The organism is Melioribacter sulfuriphilus (assembly GCF_052656625.1).
On sequence record NZ_JBQXXK010000005.1, the window covers coordinates 106,697 to 122,186 of the forward strand.

Annotated in this window: 13 protein-coding genes; 6 read left to right on the forward strand and 7 right to left on the reverse strand. The window is 38.6% G+C overall.

Annotated elements, in window-relative coordinates; all coding sequences use genetic code 11:
* Positions 1 to 3: 3 nt before the first annotated feature.
* On the forward strand, positions 4 to 3,168 hold the full coding sequence (locus ACUN8G_RS07810) for a type I restriction endonuclease subunit R (protein ID WP_437346316.1): 3,165 nt from the start codon (positions 4 to 6) through the stop codon (positions 3,166 to 3,168).
* A gap of 32 nt (positions 3,169 to 3,200) precedes the next feature.
* On the forward strand, positions 3,201 to 3,515 hold the full coding sequence (locus tag ACUN8G_RS07815; RefSeq protein ID WP_437346421.1) for an ATP-binding protein: 315 nt from the start codon (positions 3,201 to 3,203) through the stop codon (positions 3,513 to 3,515).
* 77 nt (positions 3,516 to 3,592) lie between these two features.
* Here the strand turns inward: ACUN8G_RS07815 and pckA are convergent, their stop codons facing one another.
* The 3 genes from pckA to ACUN8G_RS07830 all read right to left on the reverse strand — a co-directional run bounded on the left by pckA (position 3,593) and on the right by ACUN8G_RS07830 (position 7,356).
* Positions 3,593 to 5,197 (reverse strand): phosphoenolpyruvate carboxykinase (ATP), encoded by a 1,605-nt coding sequence (gene pckA / locus ACUN8G_RS07820; protein WP_437346420.1) that lies wholly within the window; start codon positions 5,195 to 5,197, stop codon positions 3,593 to 3,595.
* A gap of 41 nt (positions 5,198 to 5,238) precedes the next feature.
* Complete coding sequence (locus ACUN8G_RS07825) at positions 5,239 to 6,456, reverse strand: pyridoxal phosphate-dependent aminotransferase (RefSeq protein WP_437346315.1); 1,218 nt, start codon at positions 6,454 to 6,456, stop codon at positions 5,239 to 5,241.
* A gap of 243 nt (positions 6,457 to 6,699) precedes the next feature.
* The gene (locus tag ACUN8G_RS07830; protein WP_437346314.1) at positions 6,700 to 7,356 is read right to left on the reverse strand and encodes a LamG-like jellyroll fold domain-containing protein; all 657 of its coding nucleotides are present in this window, start codon (positions 7,354 to 7,356) and stop codon (positions 6,700 to 6,702) included.
* A 125-nt stretch (positions 7,357 to 7,481) separates the two neighbouring features.
* Between ACUN8G_RS07830 and ACUN8G_RS07835 the strand changes: the two genes are divergently transcribed.
* The 4 genes from ACUN8G_RS07835 to ACUN8G_RS07850 all read left to right on the forward strand — a co-directional run bounded on the left by ACUN8G_RS07835 (position 7,482) and on the right by ACUN8G_RS07850 (position 11,560).
* Positions 7,482 to 8,027: a nitroreductase family protein gene (locus ACUN8G_RS07835; protein ID WP_437346313.1), complete on the forward strand. Its 546-nt coding sequence runs from the start codon at positions 7,482 to 7,484 to the stop codon at positions 8,025 to 8,027.
* A 100-nt stretch (positions 8,028 to 8,127) separates the two neighbouring features.
* Positions 8,128 to 9,105 (forward strand): sugar phosphate nucleotidyltransferase, encoded by a 978-nt coding sequence (locus ACUN8G_RS07840; RefSeq protein ID WP_437346312.1) that lies wholly within the window; start codon positions 8,128 to 8,130, stop codon positions 9,103 to 9,105.
* A 20-nt stretch (positions 9,106 to 9,125) separates the two neighbouring features.
* Positions 9,126 to 10,268, forward strand: coding sequence for a methionine adenosyltransferase (gene metK, locus ACUN8G_RS07845; protein ID WP_437346311.1), 1,143 nt, complete (start codon positions 9,126 to 9,128; stop codon positions 10,266 to 10,268).
* 14 nt (positions 10,269 to 10,282) lie between these two features.
* Complete coding sequence (locus tag ACUN8G_RS07850) at positions 10,283 to 11,560, forward strand: adenosylhomocysteinase (protein WP_437346310.1); 1,278 nt, start codon at positions 10,283 to 10,285, stop codon at positions 11,558 to 11,560.
* Positions 11,561 to 11,636: 76 nt separating this feature from the next.
* Here the strand turns inward: ACUN8G_RS07850 and ACUN8G_RS07855 are convergent, their stop codons facing one another.
* The 4 genes from ACUN8G_RS07855 to amrS form a co-directional block, all read right to left on the reverse strand.
* A complete protein-coding gene (locus ACUN8G_RS07855) occupies positions 11,637 to 12,068 on the reverse strand; it encodes a response regulator (RefSeq protein ID WP_437346309.1) in 432 nt (143 codons plus the stop codon).
* Entirely contained in the window at positions 12,040 to 13,341 is a 1,302-nt protein-coding gene (locus ACUN8G_RS07860; protein ID WP_445480923.1) for a sensor histidine kinase, read from the reverse strand. Before ACUN8G_RS07860 ends, ACUN8G_RS07855 begins: the two co-directional genes overlap by 29 nt.
* 473 nt (positions 13,342 to 13,814) lie before the next feature.
* Entirely contained in the window at positions 13,815 to 14,321 is a 507-nt protein-coding gene (locus tag ACUN8G_RS07865; protein ID WP_437346307.1) for a hypothetical protein, read from the reverse strand.
* Positions 14,322 to 14,401: 80 nt separating this feature from the next.
* Entirely contained in the window at positions 14,402 to 15,442 is a 1,041-nt protein-coding gene (gene amrS / locus ACUN8G_RS07870) for an AmmeMemoRadiSam system radical SAM enzyme (protein WP_437346306.1), read from the reverse strand.
* Positions 15,443 to 15,490: the final 48 nt, after the last annotated feature.

Sequence of the window (15,490 nt, forward strand, 5' to 3'; positions counted from 1 at the left end):
TCTATGAAACACGCAATTTCAGAATCAGATCTTGAGAAAAGGGTACTTTCTATTTTGTATGATATTGGATATGAAATTATTTATGGCGATAAGGAAGAATACCTGCCCGGTGGATTATTTGCACTGCGTAGCAGCTACAAGGATGTTTTGCTTATAGACCGATTAAAGAATTCTCTGCAAAAAATTAATCCTGCCGCCACCAGCGAAACCATCGAACAGGCAATAAAACAACTTACTACAAGCGAAAGCCAGTTGTTACTTTACGAAAACGAACGCTTTCATAAGATGCTGGTAGATGGTATTGATATAGCTGTGAGAAAAGATAATGAAGAGCGATACGAGAAAATCTATCTTTTTGATTTTCACAATCCAGCAAACAACGATTTTATGGCTACCAATCAATTTACGGTGGTCGAAAACAACATAGAACGCCGACCTGATGTGGTGTTATTTATTAATGGTATACCTCTGGTTATAATGGAACTAAAAAATCCTGCCAGTGAAAACGCCACCATCCTGGATGCTTACAATCAATTGCAAACCTACAAAGAGCAAATACCTTCAATTTTTACATATAATGAAGTTCTGGTTATCACTGATGGGTATCATGCACGAACTGGTACAATTACATCAAAAGTCGAACGTTTCATGCAGTGGAAAACTATCGATGGCGAAAAAATCGAAGATAATCAAATAGAAATAGATGTCCTTCTTCGCGGGATGTTTGATAAAAATCGGCTGCTCGATATAGTAAGAAATTTTATAGTCTTTGAAAAAAATCGAGAAACTCATAAAAAACTTGCTGCATACCATCAATACTGGGCAGTGAACAAAGCTGTTGCCTCTACAATCCGGGCAAGGGCAGAGCTAAAAATGATAGTAAAAGAAAAACCTGAAAATTATAATTTACCATCTGTCAGAACACAACCGTCAGGAGATAAAAAAGCTGGGGTTGTATGGCATACACAAGGTTCTGGTAAAAGCTTAACCATGGTATTTTATGCCGGCAAGATCATCCGTGAGCTCGATAATCCAACAATTGTTGTATTAACCGACCGTAACGATTTAGACGATCAACTCTTTAATACATTTAGCCACTGCCAGGATATTTTAAGACAGGCACCCGTTCAGGCGAACTCCCGAAAAGAACTTCAGGAACTTTTGAGAGTTGCATCGGGGGGAGTGGTTTTTACCACTATACAGAAATTCTTTTCAGAAGAGGAAAGAGAAAAATATCCCCTTCTCTCCGACCGCCATAATATCATTGTCATTGCCGACGAGGCGCATAGAACGCAATATGGATTTGCAGCGAAGATTATCAATAAAAACGATAAATCATTAATTACATACGGATACGCAAAATACCTCCGCGATGCATTGCCGAATGCTTCTTTTATTGGTTTTACAGGAACACCTATAGAAAAAGCAGATAAAAGTACGCCGGCTGTGTTTGGAAATTATATCGATGTGTATGACATTGAGCAGGCAGTTGAAGATGGCGCAACCGTGAGGATCTATTACGAATCGCGGCTTGCAAAACTTGATTTAAAACCAGAGGAACGACCAAAAATAGATAAAGAATTTGAAGAATTGACCGAAGGCCAAGAAGTAGAAGGCAAAGAAAAGCTAAAAAGCAAATGGGCGAGCCTCGAAAAACTTGCTGGTGCCCCTGAACGAATTAAAAGAATTGCAAAAGATATAGTAGAACATTTTGAAAATCGTCTTTCAGTACTTGATGGTAAAGGGATGATTGTCTGTATGTCGCGCCGGATTTGTGTCGAACTCTATAACGAGTTGGTTGCTTTAAAACCTCACTGGCATAGCGACGATGACGACAGGGGCTTTATTAAAGTGGTAATGACTGGTTCGGCTTCCGACCCTGTAGAATGGCAAAAGCATATCCGAAATAAGGAGCGAAGAAAAAGAATTGGAGAAAACTTTAAAGATCCTGCGCATGAGTTAAAACTCATAATTGTAAGAGATATGTTTCTGACAGGTTTTGATGTACCCTGCCTTCATACCATGTATCTCGATAAACCCATGCAAGGTCATAATCTCATGCAGGCAATAGCAAGAGTAAATCGCGTTTATCCCGGCAAAGAAGGTGGCCTAGTTGTTGATTATATGGGAATTGGAGCCGAACTTAAGCAAGCACTGAGCGATTATACCGAAAGCGGCGGCAGAGGTAAACCTGTTTTCAATCAGGAAGAAGCTGTGGCTCTCATGCTTGAAAAGTACGAAGTGGTAAGAGATATGTTTCATGGTTTTGATTACTCAAAGTTTTTTGTACTCAAGCCTGAAGAAAGAATAACTTTTCTTCCCGATGCAATGGAACACATCCTTAAAGAAAAAGATAAAAAGGAAAAATTTATTCGAGAAACTACAGCTTTGATTAAAGCATTTTCACTCTCTCTGCCACACGAGGAGGCGATGAAAATCAAAGAGGAAGTTGGCTTTTTCCAGGCGGTTAAATCTTCATTAACCAAACTTACAGATACAAAAAAAATTATCGATGCCCCGTTTGAATCGGCTATTAAACAGATAATATCAAAAGCGGTGATATCCGACAGAGTTATTGATATTTTTGAAGCAGCCGGTATTAAAAAGCCTGATATCTCTATCCTTTCAGATGCATTTCTCGCCGAAATTAAAGAAATGCCACATAAAAACCTTGCCCTTGAGGCACTTAAAAAACTTCTTAATGACGAGATAAAGATTATCTTAAAACGAAATCTTGTTCAGGGAAGATCTTTTTTGAAAATGCTTGAAGAGACGATAAAAAAATACACCAATCGTAGTGTCGAAGCCGCAGAAGTTATTGAAGAACTTATAGAACTTGCAAAGCAGGTGCGGGAGGACAAAAACAGAGGTGTCAAGCTCAACCTTAGCGAGGATGAATTAGCCTTTTACGATGCTCTCGGTGTAAATGATAGCGCGGTTAAAGTGCTGGGTGACGAAACATTACGAAAAATTGCCCTCGAACTTACACAAACAATAAGGAAAAGCGTTACTATCGACTGGACCAGGAAAGAGAGTGCCCGGGCAGAAATACGTCTTAAGGTTAAAAAAATTTTGAGAAAATATGGCTATCCCCCTGACAGAGAAAAGACTGCAACTGAAACAGTACTCGAACAGGCGGCTCTGGTTGCTTCACATGTAATTTCTTGATTGTTTCTTTTTGATAAGCATCAGACAAAAGTATACTTGTTAGGTCACTCGGAAATCTTCTTAAAAATACACTGGAAGCATCTAAAACGGGAGATACAGTAACAGTAAAAACAGTTATTGGTGATGATCAAATTATTTTTTCAGTACATAATCCTGCCTTTATGCCACAAGACGTACAAATGCAAATATTTAATCGTTCCTTTTCAACTAAGGAAGGAACAGGAAGAGGACTCGGTACTTACAGCACCAGGTTGTTCATTGAAAAATATTTAAATGGAGAAGTTTATTTCCATTCAAATGAAGAAGAAGGCACAGTATTTAATATAAAATTAAAAAGAAATAAATAATGATATCATTTGAGGATGTATGAACAAATTTTTTAAGAAGTATTAAAAGGCTGCTTTATTAAGCAGCCTTTAATTATCTACTTTAATCTTTTTGGACCGGCTTCAATTACATCCCGGGAACAAAATTTTTCATACATCTTAAAGTTATCAATGAATCTTGCTGCGAGGGCGTCGTATTTTTTCCAGTATTCTTCTTTATTGCCCCATGAACTTTCTGGGTCGAGCACTTCCGAAGGTACGTCGGGACAGCTTGTCGGAACTTCGAATCCGAAGAGTTTATCCTTGTGGTATTGAACTTTGTCGAGCTTTCCATCGAGAGCTGCATTTAAAAGATTGCGGGTGTGACGAATTGAAATTCTTTTGCCAACTCCAAATCTACCGCCGACCCATCCTGTATTAATGAGCCATACTTTTGCGTTGTGTTTTAGCATTCGTTGCTTGAGCATCTGTGCGTATTCGTATGGATGCCGCACCATAAATGGGGCTCCGAAACATGCACTGAAGGTTATTTCAGGTTCTATCCCCAGACCGATTTCAGTACCCGCAATTTTAGAAGTATATCCACTAATGAAATGATATTGAGCTTGTTCGGGTGAAAGGCGAGCAATTGGAGGTAAAACTCCCGTAGCGTCGCATGTCAGGAATATGATGTTCTTCGGATGCGCATTAACGTATCCATCTTGTATTACATTGGGAATGAATTCAATTGGATAAGAAGCTCGTGTGTTTTCAGTAATCGAATCGTCATCGAGGTCAATTACTCGGGATACCGGATCGAAAACAACATTCTCAAGTATAGTGCCGTACCTTTTAGTGGTTGAATAAATTTCTGGTTCATTTTCAGCTGAAAGGCGGATAACTTTTGCATAACATCCACCTTCGAAGTTGAACACGCCTTTCGAACTCCAGCCATGTTCGTCGTCGCCGATCAATTTCCTTTTGGGGTCGGCTGATAGTGTGGTTTTTCCAGTTCCACTCAATCCAAAAAACAATGCTACGTCGTTTTGTTCTCCAACATTTGCCGAGCAGTGCATCGGTAATACATCCTCAAAAGTCAATAAGTAATTCAGTACTGTAAATACCGACTTTTTAATTTCACCTGCATAGAGCGTATTAGCAATAATTGCCATCTTCGCACCGAAATTTAATATTATTCCAGTTTCCGTCCTTGTGCCGTCGATAACTGGATTTAATTTTAAACCGGGCACGGCGATTATTGTAAATTCTGGTACGAACTTTTTAAGTTCATCTTTATTGTCGATTGTAACAAACATATTTCTTACAAAAAGACTATGCCATGCTTTTTCGGTAATAATCCTTATTGGCATACGATACTCGGGGTCGGTGCCGGCGTAAACATCCTGCACAAAAAATTCCTCGCCTTGTGCCCATGCCTGGAGTCGCCCAAACAATTCGTTGAATTTTGCCTGACTATAAGGGCGATTATAAATTCCCCACCAGATGTTATTATTTGTCGATTCTTCTTGCACAATATATTTATCCGCAGCAGCTCGCGCCGTGTGTTTTCCTGTAGTTACAAGCAAGGGTCCGCCTTTAATTACTTTCCCCTCGTTGCGGAAGATAGCTTCTTCGTAGAGCGCTTCTTCAGGTAGATTCCAGTAAACTCGATCGAGATAAGTGAGACCCTGATGTTTTAATCTGTAGTCCGAAGCTAATTCCATTGCTTCTTTCGAAGCGGGCGTATTGAATTCAAGATATTTGCTCATAACCAATCCCTCACTAATTTTCTGTCGCCAATATAAAGTTCGTTCGGTGCATTAGGATCGATTACCCATTTGATTCTTTCAATACCTTCCTGAATTTCTTTCATAGAACCTGCAAAGCTTAAGCGAATAAATCCTTCCATGCCAAATTCCACGCCGGGTACCGTCAATACCATTACTTTATCAATGAGCATTTGAGAAAGTTTATGTGAACTCTTTTCGTAAGCACTAAAGTCGACGAAGCAGTAAAATGTACCGTCGGGCACGAAAACTTTTGCACCGTCCATAGTACGCAATAAATCGACCATAACATTACGATTGTTTTCGAGTGTGGTTCTGAGATTTTCTACGCTCGATTGAATGCCATTAAGTGCGCCCACTGCAGCACGCTGAAGCACAACTGAAGGCCCTCCCGACTGATGGCTCTGTATATTTGTCATTGCTTCGATTAGTTTTTTATTTGCCACAGCCCATCCGATGCGAAATCCCGTCATTGCGTATTGTTTCGATACACCGTTAACAATTATCATTCTGGAATTTTCATCTTTCTTTTTAACATAGTTCCATGGATTAATTGGTTTTCTGCCGTCGAAAATCAGGCGGTGATAAATATCATCCATTATTAAATAGAGGTCGCGACGTTCGCAGAAATCGACTATATCTGCAATAAATTCTTCGGAATAAACGGCTCCGGAAGGATTATTTGGACTGTTAATAATAACTGCTTTTGTATAACTGCCTACTTTCCTTTCGATGTCTTGAATTCTTGGATAGAAAGTTCCATCTTCAGGTGGAACAGGAATGCCAATGCCGCCGCAGAGCTTTGCCATCTCGGGATAACTAACCCAGTAAGGTGCTGGATAGAGAACCTCTTCCTGCGGATTCAGTATAGCCTGCAAAGCTATCATAATTGCCTGTTTGGCGCCTCCCGATACAATTATGTTTTCTGGCTCAACTTTTCGATTGTAAAACTCTTCGGTGTAACGGATAATTGATTTCTTCAAATCGGGTATTCCATCGGGCGGCGTATAACGAACTTCGCCAGTATTAAGAATTTGAACTGCAGCCAGAATTGAATCGATTGGCGCACGGCTGCGTGGCTCGCCAACACTGAAATTGATTACCGGTTCTCCTTTTTGTCGAAGTATTTGTGCCTTCTCGTTTAACGCTAACGTGGGAGAAGCAGATATGCTTTTTGCTATTAGACTTAGACTCATTTTGTTACCTTATTGATTGATTTAATCGGGTGAGATTTATATGAAATGAAAAATATTTCTGTAATTGATGCAATTTATCTGCTCACATTTTCAGAATAATTGATTTTAATATGGCACTATTTTTAGCTGACCCCACGTACAATAAAGAGGATTTAGAGTATCCTCAGTCTTTTAAAACTAACTGTTTTTTACAATGAAAAAATAATAAATAATGAAGGAATGGCAAAAACTGCAGAGTAAAATTCAATTTCTTGTTCCATTTTGTGTGATGAATTTTATTTCCCGGAGTGTACCTTTAAACCACGATTTTTTGTTCTGTCTTACACCTATTGAAATAGTACCATCTTTGTCTATCGGTTCAAAATTTACTTTGCCGCTCATCTCTTCGTGTCCATCGACAAAATGTCTCATAATCCCGTTACGATAAGTCAAAGCAACTTTGTACCACTTACCGGTTTCGTGCCAGATAGAAGTATCAATAAGTGTACATTTAGAATCTCCGTTTTTAATGAAAGTGTCCAGAGTCCATTTATTTTTCTTTAAACGCAATTCCATTAAGATTCTTTTAAAATCATCCTTGTTTTTAATATGGAGGAAACGCTGTTCATAATTTGCAATGTTCGACGAAGAATCGGGCCGGAAGAAAACTTCAATCGTAAAATTTTCTGAATCGCAAAGCGGATAATTGTTTATTAATATACCGTCGTCAATACCATCGAAATAAAGTGCATCGCCATATTCCGTATTAATAATAGAAGGACGTCCAGTAAGAAACGAAGTTTTAAAATTACCGACTGTATCGGGATTATTCAGTATCCAGACAAGTGTATCCTGAGCCTGCGAAACTGTTGTAATCAGAATGCATAAATGCAGCACAGTAAAAATTGTGACTTTCTTCATGTTTGTAAAATTAATTGTAACACAACGAAAAATATTATTTTCTCAAAAAAATGTGCAGATGTTTTTTTGATTGTTGAACTATTTTTTTGATTAATGAATTTATAGACTAAAAAAAGGAATTAAAGTTGAACGTCGAATGCAGAACAAAAGTATCTGAATTAATAGCCGATAGATATAGTCCTTACGATTTTTCTGAGCAGGAGATACCACTCGAGGATATAAAAGCATTATTCGAGATGGCTCGCCTTGCTCCTTCGTCCTATAATGAACAGCCATGGAAATTTTATGTTGGTTTTAAGGACGATAAAATTTACGATACGTTGCTCGATACTCTTTTCGACAGCAATAAAAAATGGGCGGCAAAAGCACCCGTCCTGATCGGAGTAACAGGCAGAGTTAATTTATCTCTTAACGGCAAAAAAAATAATTACATGGAATATGATGTGGGGCAGGCCGTAGCATTTTTAACACTCGAGGCAATGGAGCGGAATATTTATCTGCATCAAATGGGAGGATTCGACAGAAATAAATTTGTTGAAAGTCTCAATCTCAACGAAGACGAGAAACCTGTTGTAATAATTGCGCTGGGTTATAATGACGAAAAAAATCCTCATAGAAAAGGAAGGAAAGAATTAAAAGAAATAGTGGTATCAGAAAAGAACATTTTTTAATTGCAGAAGATTGGAATCAAAGGTTGAACTGAACATTAATAATATAGTTGATAAACGCTGCCTTATTAATTAAATTGGCACTCAAAAAAAAGGATGATAATTGAGAGCTGTTATCCCGGCGGCGGGTTTTGGAACACGATTAAAACCTCACACTCATTCGCTTCCTAAAGTAATGCTCAATGTTGGTGGAAAGCCAATCATCGGACATATCGTCGACAAACTGATTCAGGAAGGCATCAATAAAGCTACATTTATAATCGGATACATGGGAGAAAAAATAATCGATTATATCAATAGCGAATATCCTTTGATAGATGCACGGTTTGTAGAACAGGAAGAATTGCTGGGACTTGGACATGCAATTTATGTAGCATTGAAAGATGAAAGCGATAAAGAAATTTTTATTATTCTTGGCGACACTATTTTTGATTTCGATCTCAAAAAAGGATTCGAAAAAAACGCCACAGCGCTGGGAGTAAAGCAGGTAGAAGACCCATCCCGTTTTGGAGTTGCCGTCTGTGAAAACGATACGATAATTAAACTGATTGAAAAGCCACAAACGCCGATATCGAAACTGGCTCTTGTCGGTCTGTATTACATTAAAAACACTACACTTCTGAAAGAATGCCTTACAGAACTTATCGAAAAAAACATCCGCACACGAGGTGAATATCAATTGACCGACGCTTTGCAATTGATGATTGACAAAGGCGAGGTTATTAAAACGTTTGACGTTGAAGGCTGGTATGATTGCGGCAAACCTGAAACCCTTCTGGAAACAAATCGATTTCTACTGTCGAAAAATGGAACACATAAAAAATTTGATAACGTGGTTGTTATAGAACCTGTTTATATCGACGAGAAAGCAGAAATTATAAATTCAGTGATAGGTCCTTTTGCAACAATTTCAAAAGGCTGTAAAATTACCGACTCGATTATAAGGAATTCAATAATAAGCGAAGGCGCTTTGATCGACAAGAGTATGCTTGAAAATTCTATTATCGGCAGCAATGCTATCGTTAAAGGAAACTTCAAAAGATTGAATACTGGCGATTCATCTGAAATTGAGTATTATTAAAAAATAAAACAGAGGTATAAATGTCATACTTGTTCACATCCGAATCCGTTTCCGAAGGGCACCCGGATAAAGTGTGTGATGCGATATCGGACGGAGTATTAGATGCGGTTATGAAAGACGACCCGAATGGACGGGTTGCATGCGAAACTTTTGTTACTACCGGACTGGTTGTAGTTGGCGGTGAAATTACAACCGAGGCATACATCGATATTGAGAATGTTGTAAGATCTACAATAAGGAATATCGGCTATACAAAGGCCGAATATAAATTTGACGCTGAATCGTGTGGTGTAATCAATGCAATTCATTCGCAGTCGCCCGATATCGCAATGGGAGTGAATAAAGGCGGTGCAGGTGACCAGGGAATTATGTTCGGATATGCATGCGATCAAACTCCCGAATTTATGCCCATGCCTTTAATGTTTGCACATAAACTCGTCAAACGACTTGCCGATGTAAGAAAAAACACTCCCGGAGAAATGCCATACCTGAGACCCGATTCAAAATCACAAGTGACAATTGAATTTGAAGACGATGGAACTCCAAGAAGAGTTGATGCAGTCGTCATTTCTACACAGCACGATCCTGGAGTTAGCCAGAAAAAAATTAAAGCCGATGTTATCGAAAATATTATTAAAAAAGTAATTCCAGCAGAGCTGCTCGACAACAGAACAAAGTACTATGTTAATCCAACCGGAAGATTTGAGATAGGAGGTCCTCACGGCGACACAGGATTAACAGGAAGAAAAATTATCGTAGATACCTACGGCGGATGGGCTCCACATGGAGGAGGCGCTTTCTCAGGGAAAGATCCGTCGAAAGTCGACAGAAGTGCAACTTATGCTGCGCGTCATATTGCTAAGAATGTGGTCGCTGCTGGACTTGCAAGGGAATGCCTGTTTCAGATTGCATATGCCATCGGTGTAAAAGAACCAGTATCGGTTTATATCAATACTAACGGCACCGGTGTTATTCCGGACAAGCAGCTGGCAAAACTGATTAAAAAGGAGATCGACCTTACGCCGAACGGTATCATCGAACGTTTGAAATTAAGAAGACCGATATATCAAAAAACCGCAGCTTACGGTCATTTCGGTAGAAACGAAAAAGAATTTACGTGGGAAAAACTTGACCTTGTATCAACACTTAAAAAACTTGTTTAATAAGGAGTAATTTTATGGATTTCAAAGAAGGAAGGTATAAAGTACGCGATATTAAATTAGCAGCTGAAGGCAGAAAGAAAATCGAGTGGGCAGAATCGAGAATGCCCGTTATGATGGAACTGAGAGAAAAATATTCGAAGACCAAGCCGTTGAAGGGATTCAAAATTGCGGGATGTCTCCACGTTACAAAAGAGACTGCAGTTCTTGTCGAAACATTAAAGGAAGCGGGCGCAAAAGTAAGCTGGAGCGGCTGTAATCCACTTTCTACACAGGACGAAATTGCAGCTGCACTTGCTAAAAATGGGATCGAAATTTATGCTTGGCATGGTCAGAATGTTAAGGAATTCTACTGGTCGATAGAACAAACATTAAAGATGAAACCAAACCTGACACTCGACGACGGCGCTGATTTAATTTTTACAGTCCACAATAAATTTCCTGAGTTGGCTAAAAATATTATCGGCGGCACTGAAGAAACAACGACGGGCGTGCACAGACTTCGAGCTATGGCTGCAGCTAAAAAATTGCTCTATCCCGTTATCGCAGTCAACGATGCAGAAACAAAATGGGACTTCGATAATGTCTACGGTACCGGCCAATCCTCGATTGACGGTATATTAAGAGCAACTTCGGTATTGCTGGCGGGCAAAAATTTTGTCGTTGCTGGTTATGGACACTGCGGACGAGGCGTTGCAATGAGAGCCGCAGGGATGGGAGCCAATGTGATTGTTACAGAAGTTAAACCAACGGCAGCTCTGAAAGCAGCACTGGAAGGTTTCCGCGTTATGCCAATGGACGAAGCTGCTAAAATCGGAGATATCTTTATTACCGCTACCGGCGTTAAGGATGTGATCGTCTCGAAACATTTTAAAAGTATGAAAGATGGAGCAATCATTTGCAATACAGGTCACTACGACTGCGAAATAAATATTCCTGATCTTGAAAAATTGAAAAAATCGAAAAGAACTGTGCGACCTAATAACGAGGAGTATACTCTTAAAGATGGAAGACGCATCTATCTTCTGGCTCAGGGACGACTCGTAAATCTCGCTGCTGCAGAAGGGCACCCCTCTGAAGTAATGGATATGTCGTTTGCAAATCAATTTATGTCGCAACTGCGTCTGGCAGAAATGAAAGTAAAAGGAATTAAAATCGAACCCGATGTTATCGATATTCCTGAAGAACAAGATCAGGAAATTGCGATGATTAAATTGAAAACTATGGGTTACAAAATCGACAAGTTGACGAATGAACAGATTAAATATATTAACGATTACAGCGCGGGAACGTAATGCTTAAATAGATGATTGTTTGTGGATCTGGATGGAAAGATATCTAAAAAGCCCGTCTAATCATGCGGGCTTTTTTTCAATATGCAAATCCATTAATTATCGGTAATGTAAATTCCTTCCCCTTCTTTTTCAAAAGTGTGAAGAGATAATAAAGAAGAGTTTTTATGTCGCTTGGTTTAGTAAGATATAAATCGCATCCGGCGTTGAGTGCATTAATTCTATCGCGGTTCATTGCAAAGGTGGTGTAGCATAATATCGGTATATGCGAATAACTTTCGTTGCTCTTTAATTCTTGAATTAATTGAATCCCATCCTTGCCACCTTTTAATGCGATGTCCATAATTATAATATCGTAACTATTCTGGGAGAGGAGATCGTAGAGTTCCTCTGCAGATTCGCACGCATCGGGTAAGAAATATTTTTTTAGATAGATTTTTAGAAAATGTCTGTTGTCGTTGTCTCCTTCTGCAATTAATATTCTAGGTTTTTTTACTTCTTGTTCTTCCATAACTATTACCCTCAAATATAACTGTAAAAATAGAGCCGGTACCGAGCTCGCTTTTTACTTCGATTTTGGCGTTGTTAATATCCAAAAGATTTTTAACTAAAGCCAGACCCAAACCGGTACCCTCAAATGGTTTGGAGTATGACATATTTGCTTGAGAGAATGGAGTAAATAATTTACCTATATATTCGGGAGGTATTCCAATACCGTTGTCTTTGACGTCCACATAGAAATAGTTTTCATCCCTGCGTAAAATTATATCTACGTTACCGTTCTCGGAATATTTAATTGCATTGTCGATCAAATGTGAAAAAATTTGACTTACTGAATAATGATCTGCTGTTACAATCGTATCTTCCGTTTTGGGAACTATACGGAGTGCTACATTCTTTTCCTCTGCATAAGTGGCAAATTCGTTTGTGATAGATTTTATTATCGGCAGTACATCGATGTGCTCGAAGCGTATATTGAACGAGCCTGTTTGTATTTGCGACATGTTGAGTAGCAGGTCGAAAGTTCGGTAAAGCCGTTTGCTGTTGTTTATTATCGATAGGTAAATATCTTTCATGTCACTATCCTTGCTGCTTTTAGCTTCTTCCAACAGCATATTTGAAAATCCGATAATGACGTTTAATGGCGAACGAACTTCGTGTGATATCTGAGAAAGGAAAAACTCTTTTAACTTTTGCGACTCTTCTGCTTTACGTAGCGCTTCCTGTAATTCTTTTTCTGACCTTTTCAATTCTGTAATATCTCTTCCGTATATCTGACAAATTTCGAGACTCGAAATGCCGCTTATCTTGAACTGGAAATAATTTTGATTGATTTGTGTTGTGTAATTAATTGTTATATCTCTCTTTATCATTTCATAAATATCGAGGTCTTTTGTAAAAGGGAGGACTTCAGAAATTTTCGTGCCTAGCAAAACCTTGAAAGGAAATACTTTATGAGCAGCATCGTTGGCAAGAATTATATTGCTTGCTTTGTCTACGCGAAATACTGGATCGGGTGCAAGACTCACAAAGAGTGCCATCAATTCAGCCTGGCGCAATTGCATCGTTTTTTCTTCTTTCTCGTGTCGTTTTTGCATCGGCAGTACTACATACCAGAAAAACATGAATGACACCACGAGTATTACTGCCATCAGAAGTATGGCATAAAAATACGGATTCTCAGCGCTGAATAACGACTCGGGCCCTATCTCCTCTAAAGACCGTAAAGAAGAGTCCAAAGGAGATTTGGAAGATTGTTGTAATAAAAAAATAAGCAGTTGCATTTGTAATTCCGAAAGCTACGTTTAAATATTTGAGTATTGTAGTAAATTCGTAAAAGATTAACATTAATAGGAATAGGTCCAGCTCGCTCTTAAACGCAAAACGTATTATAAACTCCTTTAAAAACAAGAAGACAATAAGAAAATGGAGAATCCCAACTGAAAGCTGGGATTGCTCCAATATTAAAGTCAATATGAAAGTAACAGCTGTAGCCGTAATTGTAACAGCAAAATGAAATTTCTCGTTCGACTTCTCTTTCCTGTAAATGGATAAAAAAAGTAATAATGAAACAAATGGGAAATAGAAAGAAATATGAATGTAAATAAAATTCTTTATGAACAGAGATACTGGATCGGCTAAAGCAAGGATTAGAAAAAAATAAAAGTATCTGGTTTTAAGTTGTCGTATAGGTGGAAATAGCCAGATTACAATACTCACATAAAACAATATTTTTAAGATTTCAATGATACTCAAGTTAATCCTCAGGACAATAGGGTGGACAATCAGTTGCAAACTCTAACGTACTAACTGAATTACTGAGCGTTAAAATATAATTTGCTTGAAGTGAAGAAGTAGTTCTACCTCTTACTCCCGCTTCGCTCCCTCTAATTTCAATTTCAATGACCGAGTCGTTTGTGCTATTTAGAAATTCTTCGACCACTTCTTTGCTGAAGAGGAAACCTTTTTCGCCAGGGTCGAGTGTTACATTATTGTCGAGTAATGGTTTTCTGCGGCTGTTGAACAATAGTGGTCTTTTCCCTTTTACTGCAAAAAGAACGTATTTATCCACACGGGAAAGAGCTGCTTTGAGGATATCTTTCTTTATTTTTACAGAAAAATCCACTTTGCCAAAAAGCTGATTGGCTTCTTCTTTACCAAAAATTTTACCGAACCGTACATTCTGGTTCTGGGCCATTGTTAAAGAAGAGAATAAGATTACCATAAAGGAAATAATCAGAGTGATAATGAGAGTTTTTTTCATACATACCCCCTTATTAGGTTATTTATTTTCAACAGGTTGATGGAAAAATCAATTAAAAAATATTGATAAAGTTAGTAAATTCATAATGAAAAAAAACTTCCGTCGATTTTTGTTGAACAATAGTTACACCTGCCTTCTGTAAGCGAAATTTCCAAGATTGAGTGCCAATCTCTTTTAATAACGGCTTTGCCACATTCAGGGCAATAGGTTGTTTGTCCTTCGATGTTATGAATGTTGCCTGTGTAACAGTATTTTATGCCCATATTCAGAGCAATATTTCGCGCTCTAAAAAGTGTAGAAGGCGGTGTAGGAGGCTTGTCTCTCATTTTAAAATCCGGATGAAAAGCCGTGAAGTGCAATGGAATTCGATCACCCAAATTTTTTAATATCCACTCGCACATTTTTTTTATTTCATCGTCCGAATCGTTTTCACCGGGTATTAACAATGTTGTAATTTCAAACCAGATATCTGTTTCGTTGTGGAGCCATTGGAGCGTATCGAGTACAGGTTGAAGATGAGAGAATGTAAGGTTGTGATAGAATTCTTCAGTAAAAGCCTTCAGGTCTACGTTGGCAGCATCGATATATTGAAAAACTTCTTTGCGGGCTTCCTTATCGATGTAGCCTGCAGTAACCATAACTGTTTTGATATTCTGTTCTCGAGCCAATTTAGAAATATCGATTACATACTCGCCAAATATTACCGGATCGTTATAAGTAAAAGCAATAGAGGGAACATTATATTTCAATGCAATATTTACAACGTCTTCTGGGGAAGCTTCCACTGAGTTTATAGTGTCGATTTTTGCCTTGCTTATCGACCAGTTCTGACAGAATTTACAGCCGAGATTACAGCCTGCTGTACCGAAACTGAGTATTTTGCTTCCTGGCATAAAATGGAAGAGTGGTTTTTTTTCGATCGGGTCGATGGCAAAGCCCGTTGGATGGCCGTATCCGAGTGTATAAAGTTTGCCATCGATATTCTGGCGTATGTAGCAAAAGCCTGCCTGATTGTTCCCTATTGTGCAGTAACGCGGACATAGTGTACAGAGGATTTTGCCCTTATCGTTTACTGTCCACCATTTAGCGGGTTTATATTTTAAGCCAACCGTTCTATCCATTTTTGACCAAATTTATCCCTTCTCTTTTAGAGAATATAATACGGCTGG

Coding starts and splice junctions, on each gene's coding strand:
- ACUN8G_RS07810 (WP_437346316.1), top strand. CDS start 4: ATGAAACACGCAATTTCAGAATCAGATCTTGAGAAAAGGGTACTTTCT.
- pckA (WP_437346420.1), bottom strand. CDS start 5,197: ATGGAATTAGCTTCGGACTACAGATTAAAACATCAGGGTCTCACTTAT.
- ACUN8G_RS07825 (WP_437346315.1), bottom strand. CDS start 6,456: ATGAGTCTAAGTCTAATAGCAAAAAGCATATCTGCTTCTCCCACGTTA.
- ACUN8G_RS07830 (WP_437346314.1), bottom strand. CDS start 7,356: ATGAAGAAAGTCACAATTTTTACTGTGCTGCATTTATGCATTCTGATT.
- metK (WP_437346311.1), top strand. CDS start 9,126: ATGTCATACTTGTTCACATCCGAATCCGTTTCCGAAGGGCACCCGGAT.
- ACUN8G_RS07850 (WP_437346310.1), top strand. CDS start 10,283: ATGGATTTCAAAGAAGGAAGGTATAAAGTACGCGATATTAAATTAGCA.
- ACUN8G_RS07855 (WP_437346309.1), bottom strand. CDS start 12,068: ATGGAAGAACAAGAAGTAAAAAAACCTAGAATATTAATTGCAGAAGGA.
- ACUN8G_RS07860 (WP_445480923.1), bottom strand. CDS start 13,341: ATGCAACTGCTTATTTTTTTATTACAACAATCTTCCAAATCTCCTTTG.
- ACUN8G_RS07865 (WP_437346307.1), bottom strand. CDS start 14,321: ATGAAAAAAACTCTCATTATCACTCTGATTATTTCCTTTATGGTAATC.
- amrS (WP_437346306.1), bottom strand. CDS start 15,442: ATGGATAGAACGGTTGGCTTAAAATATAAACCCGCTAAATGGTGGACA.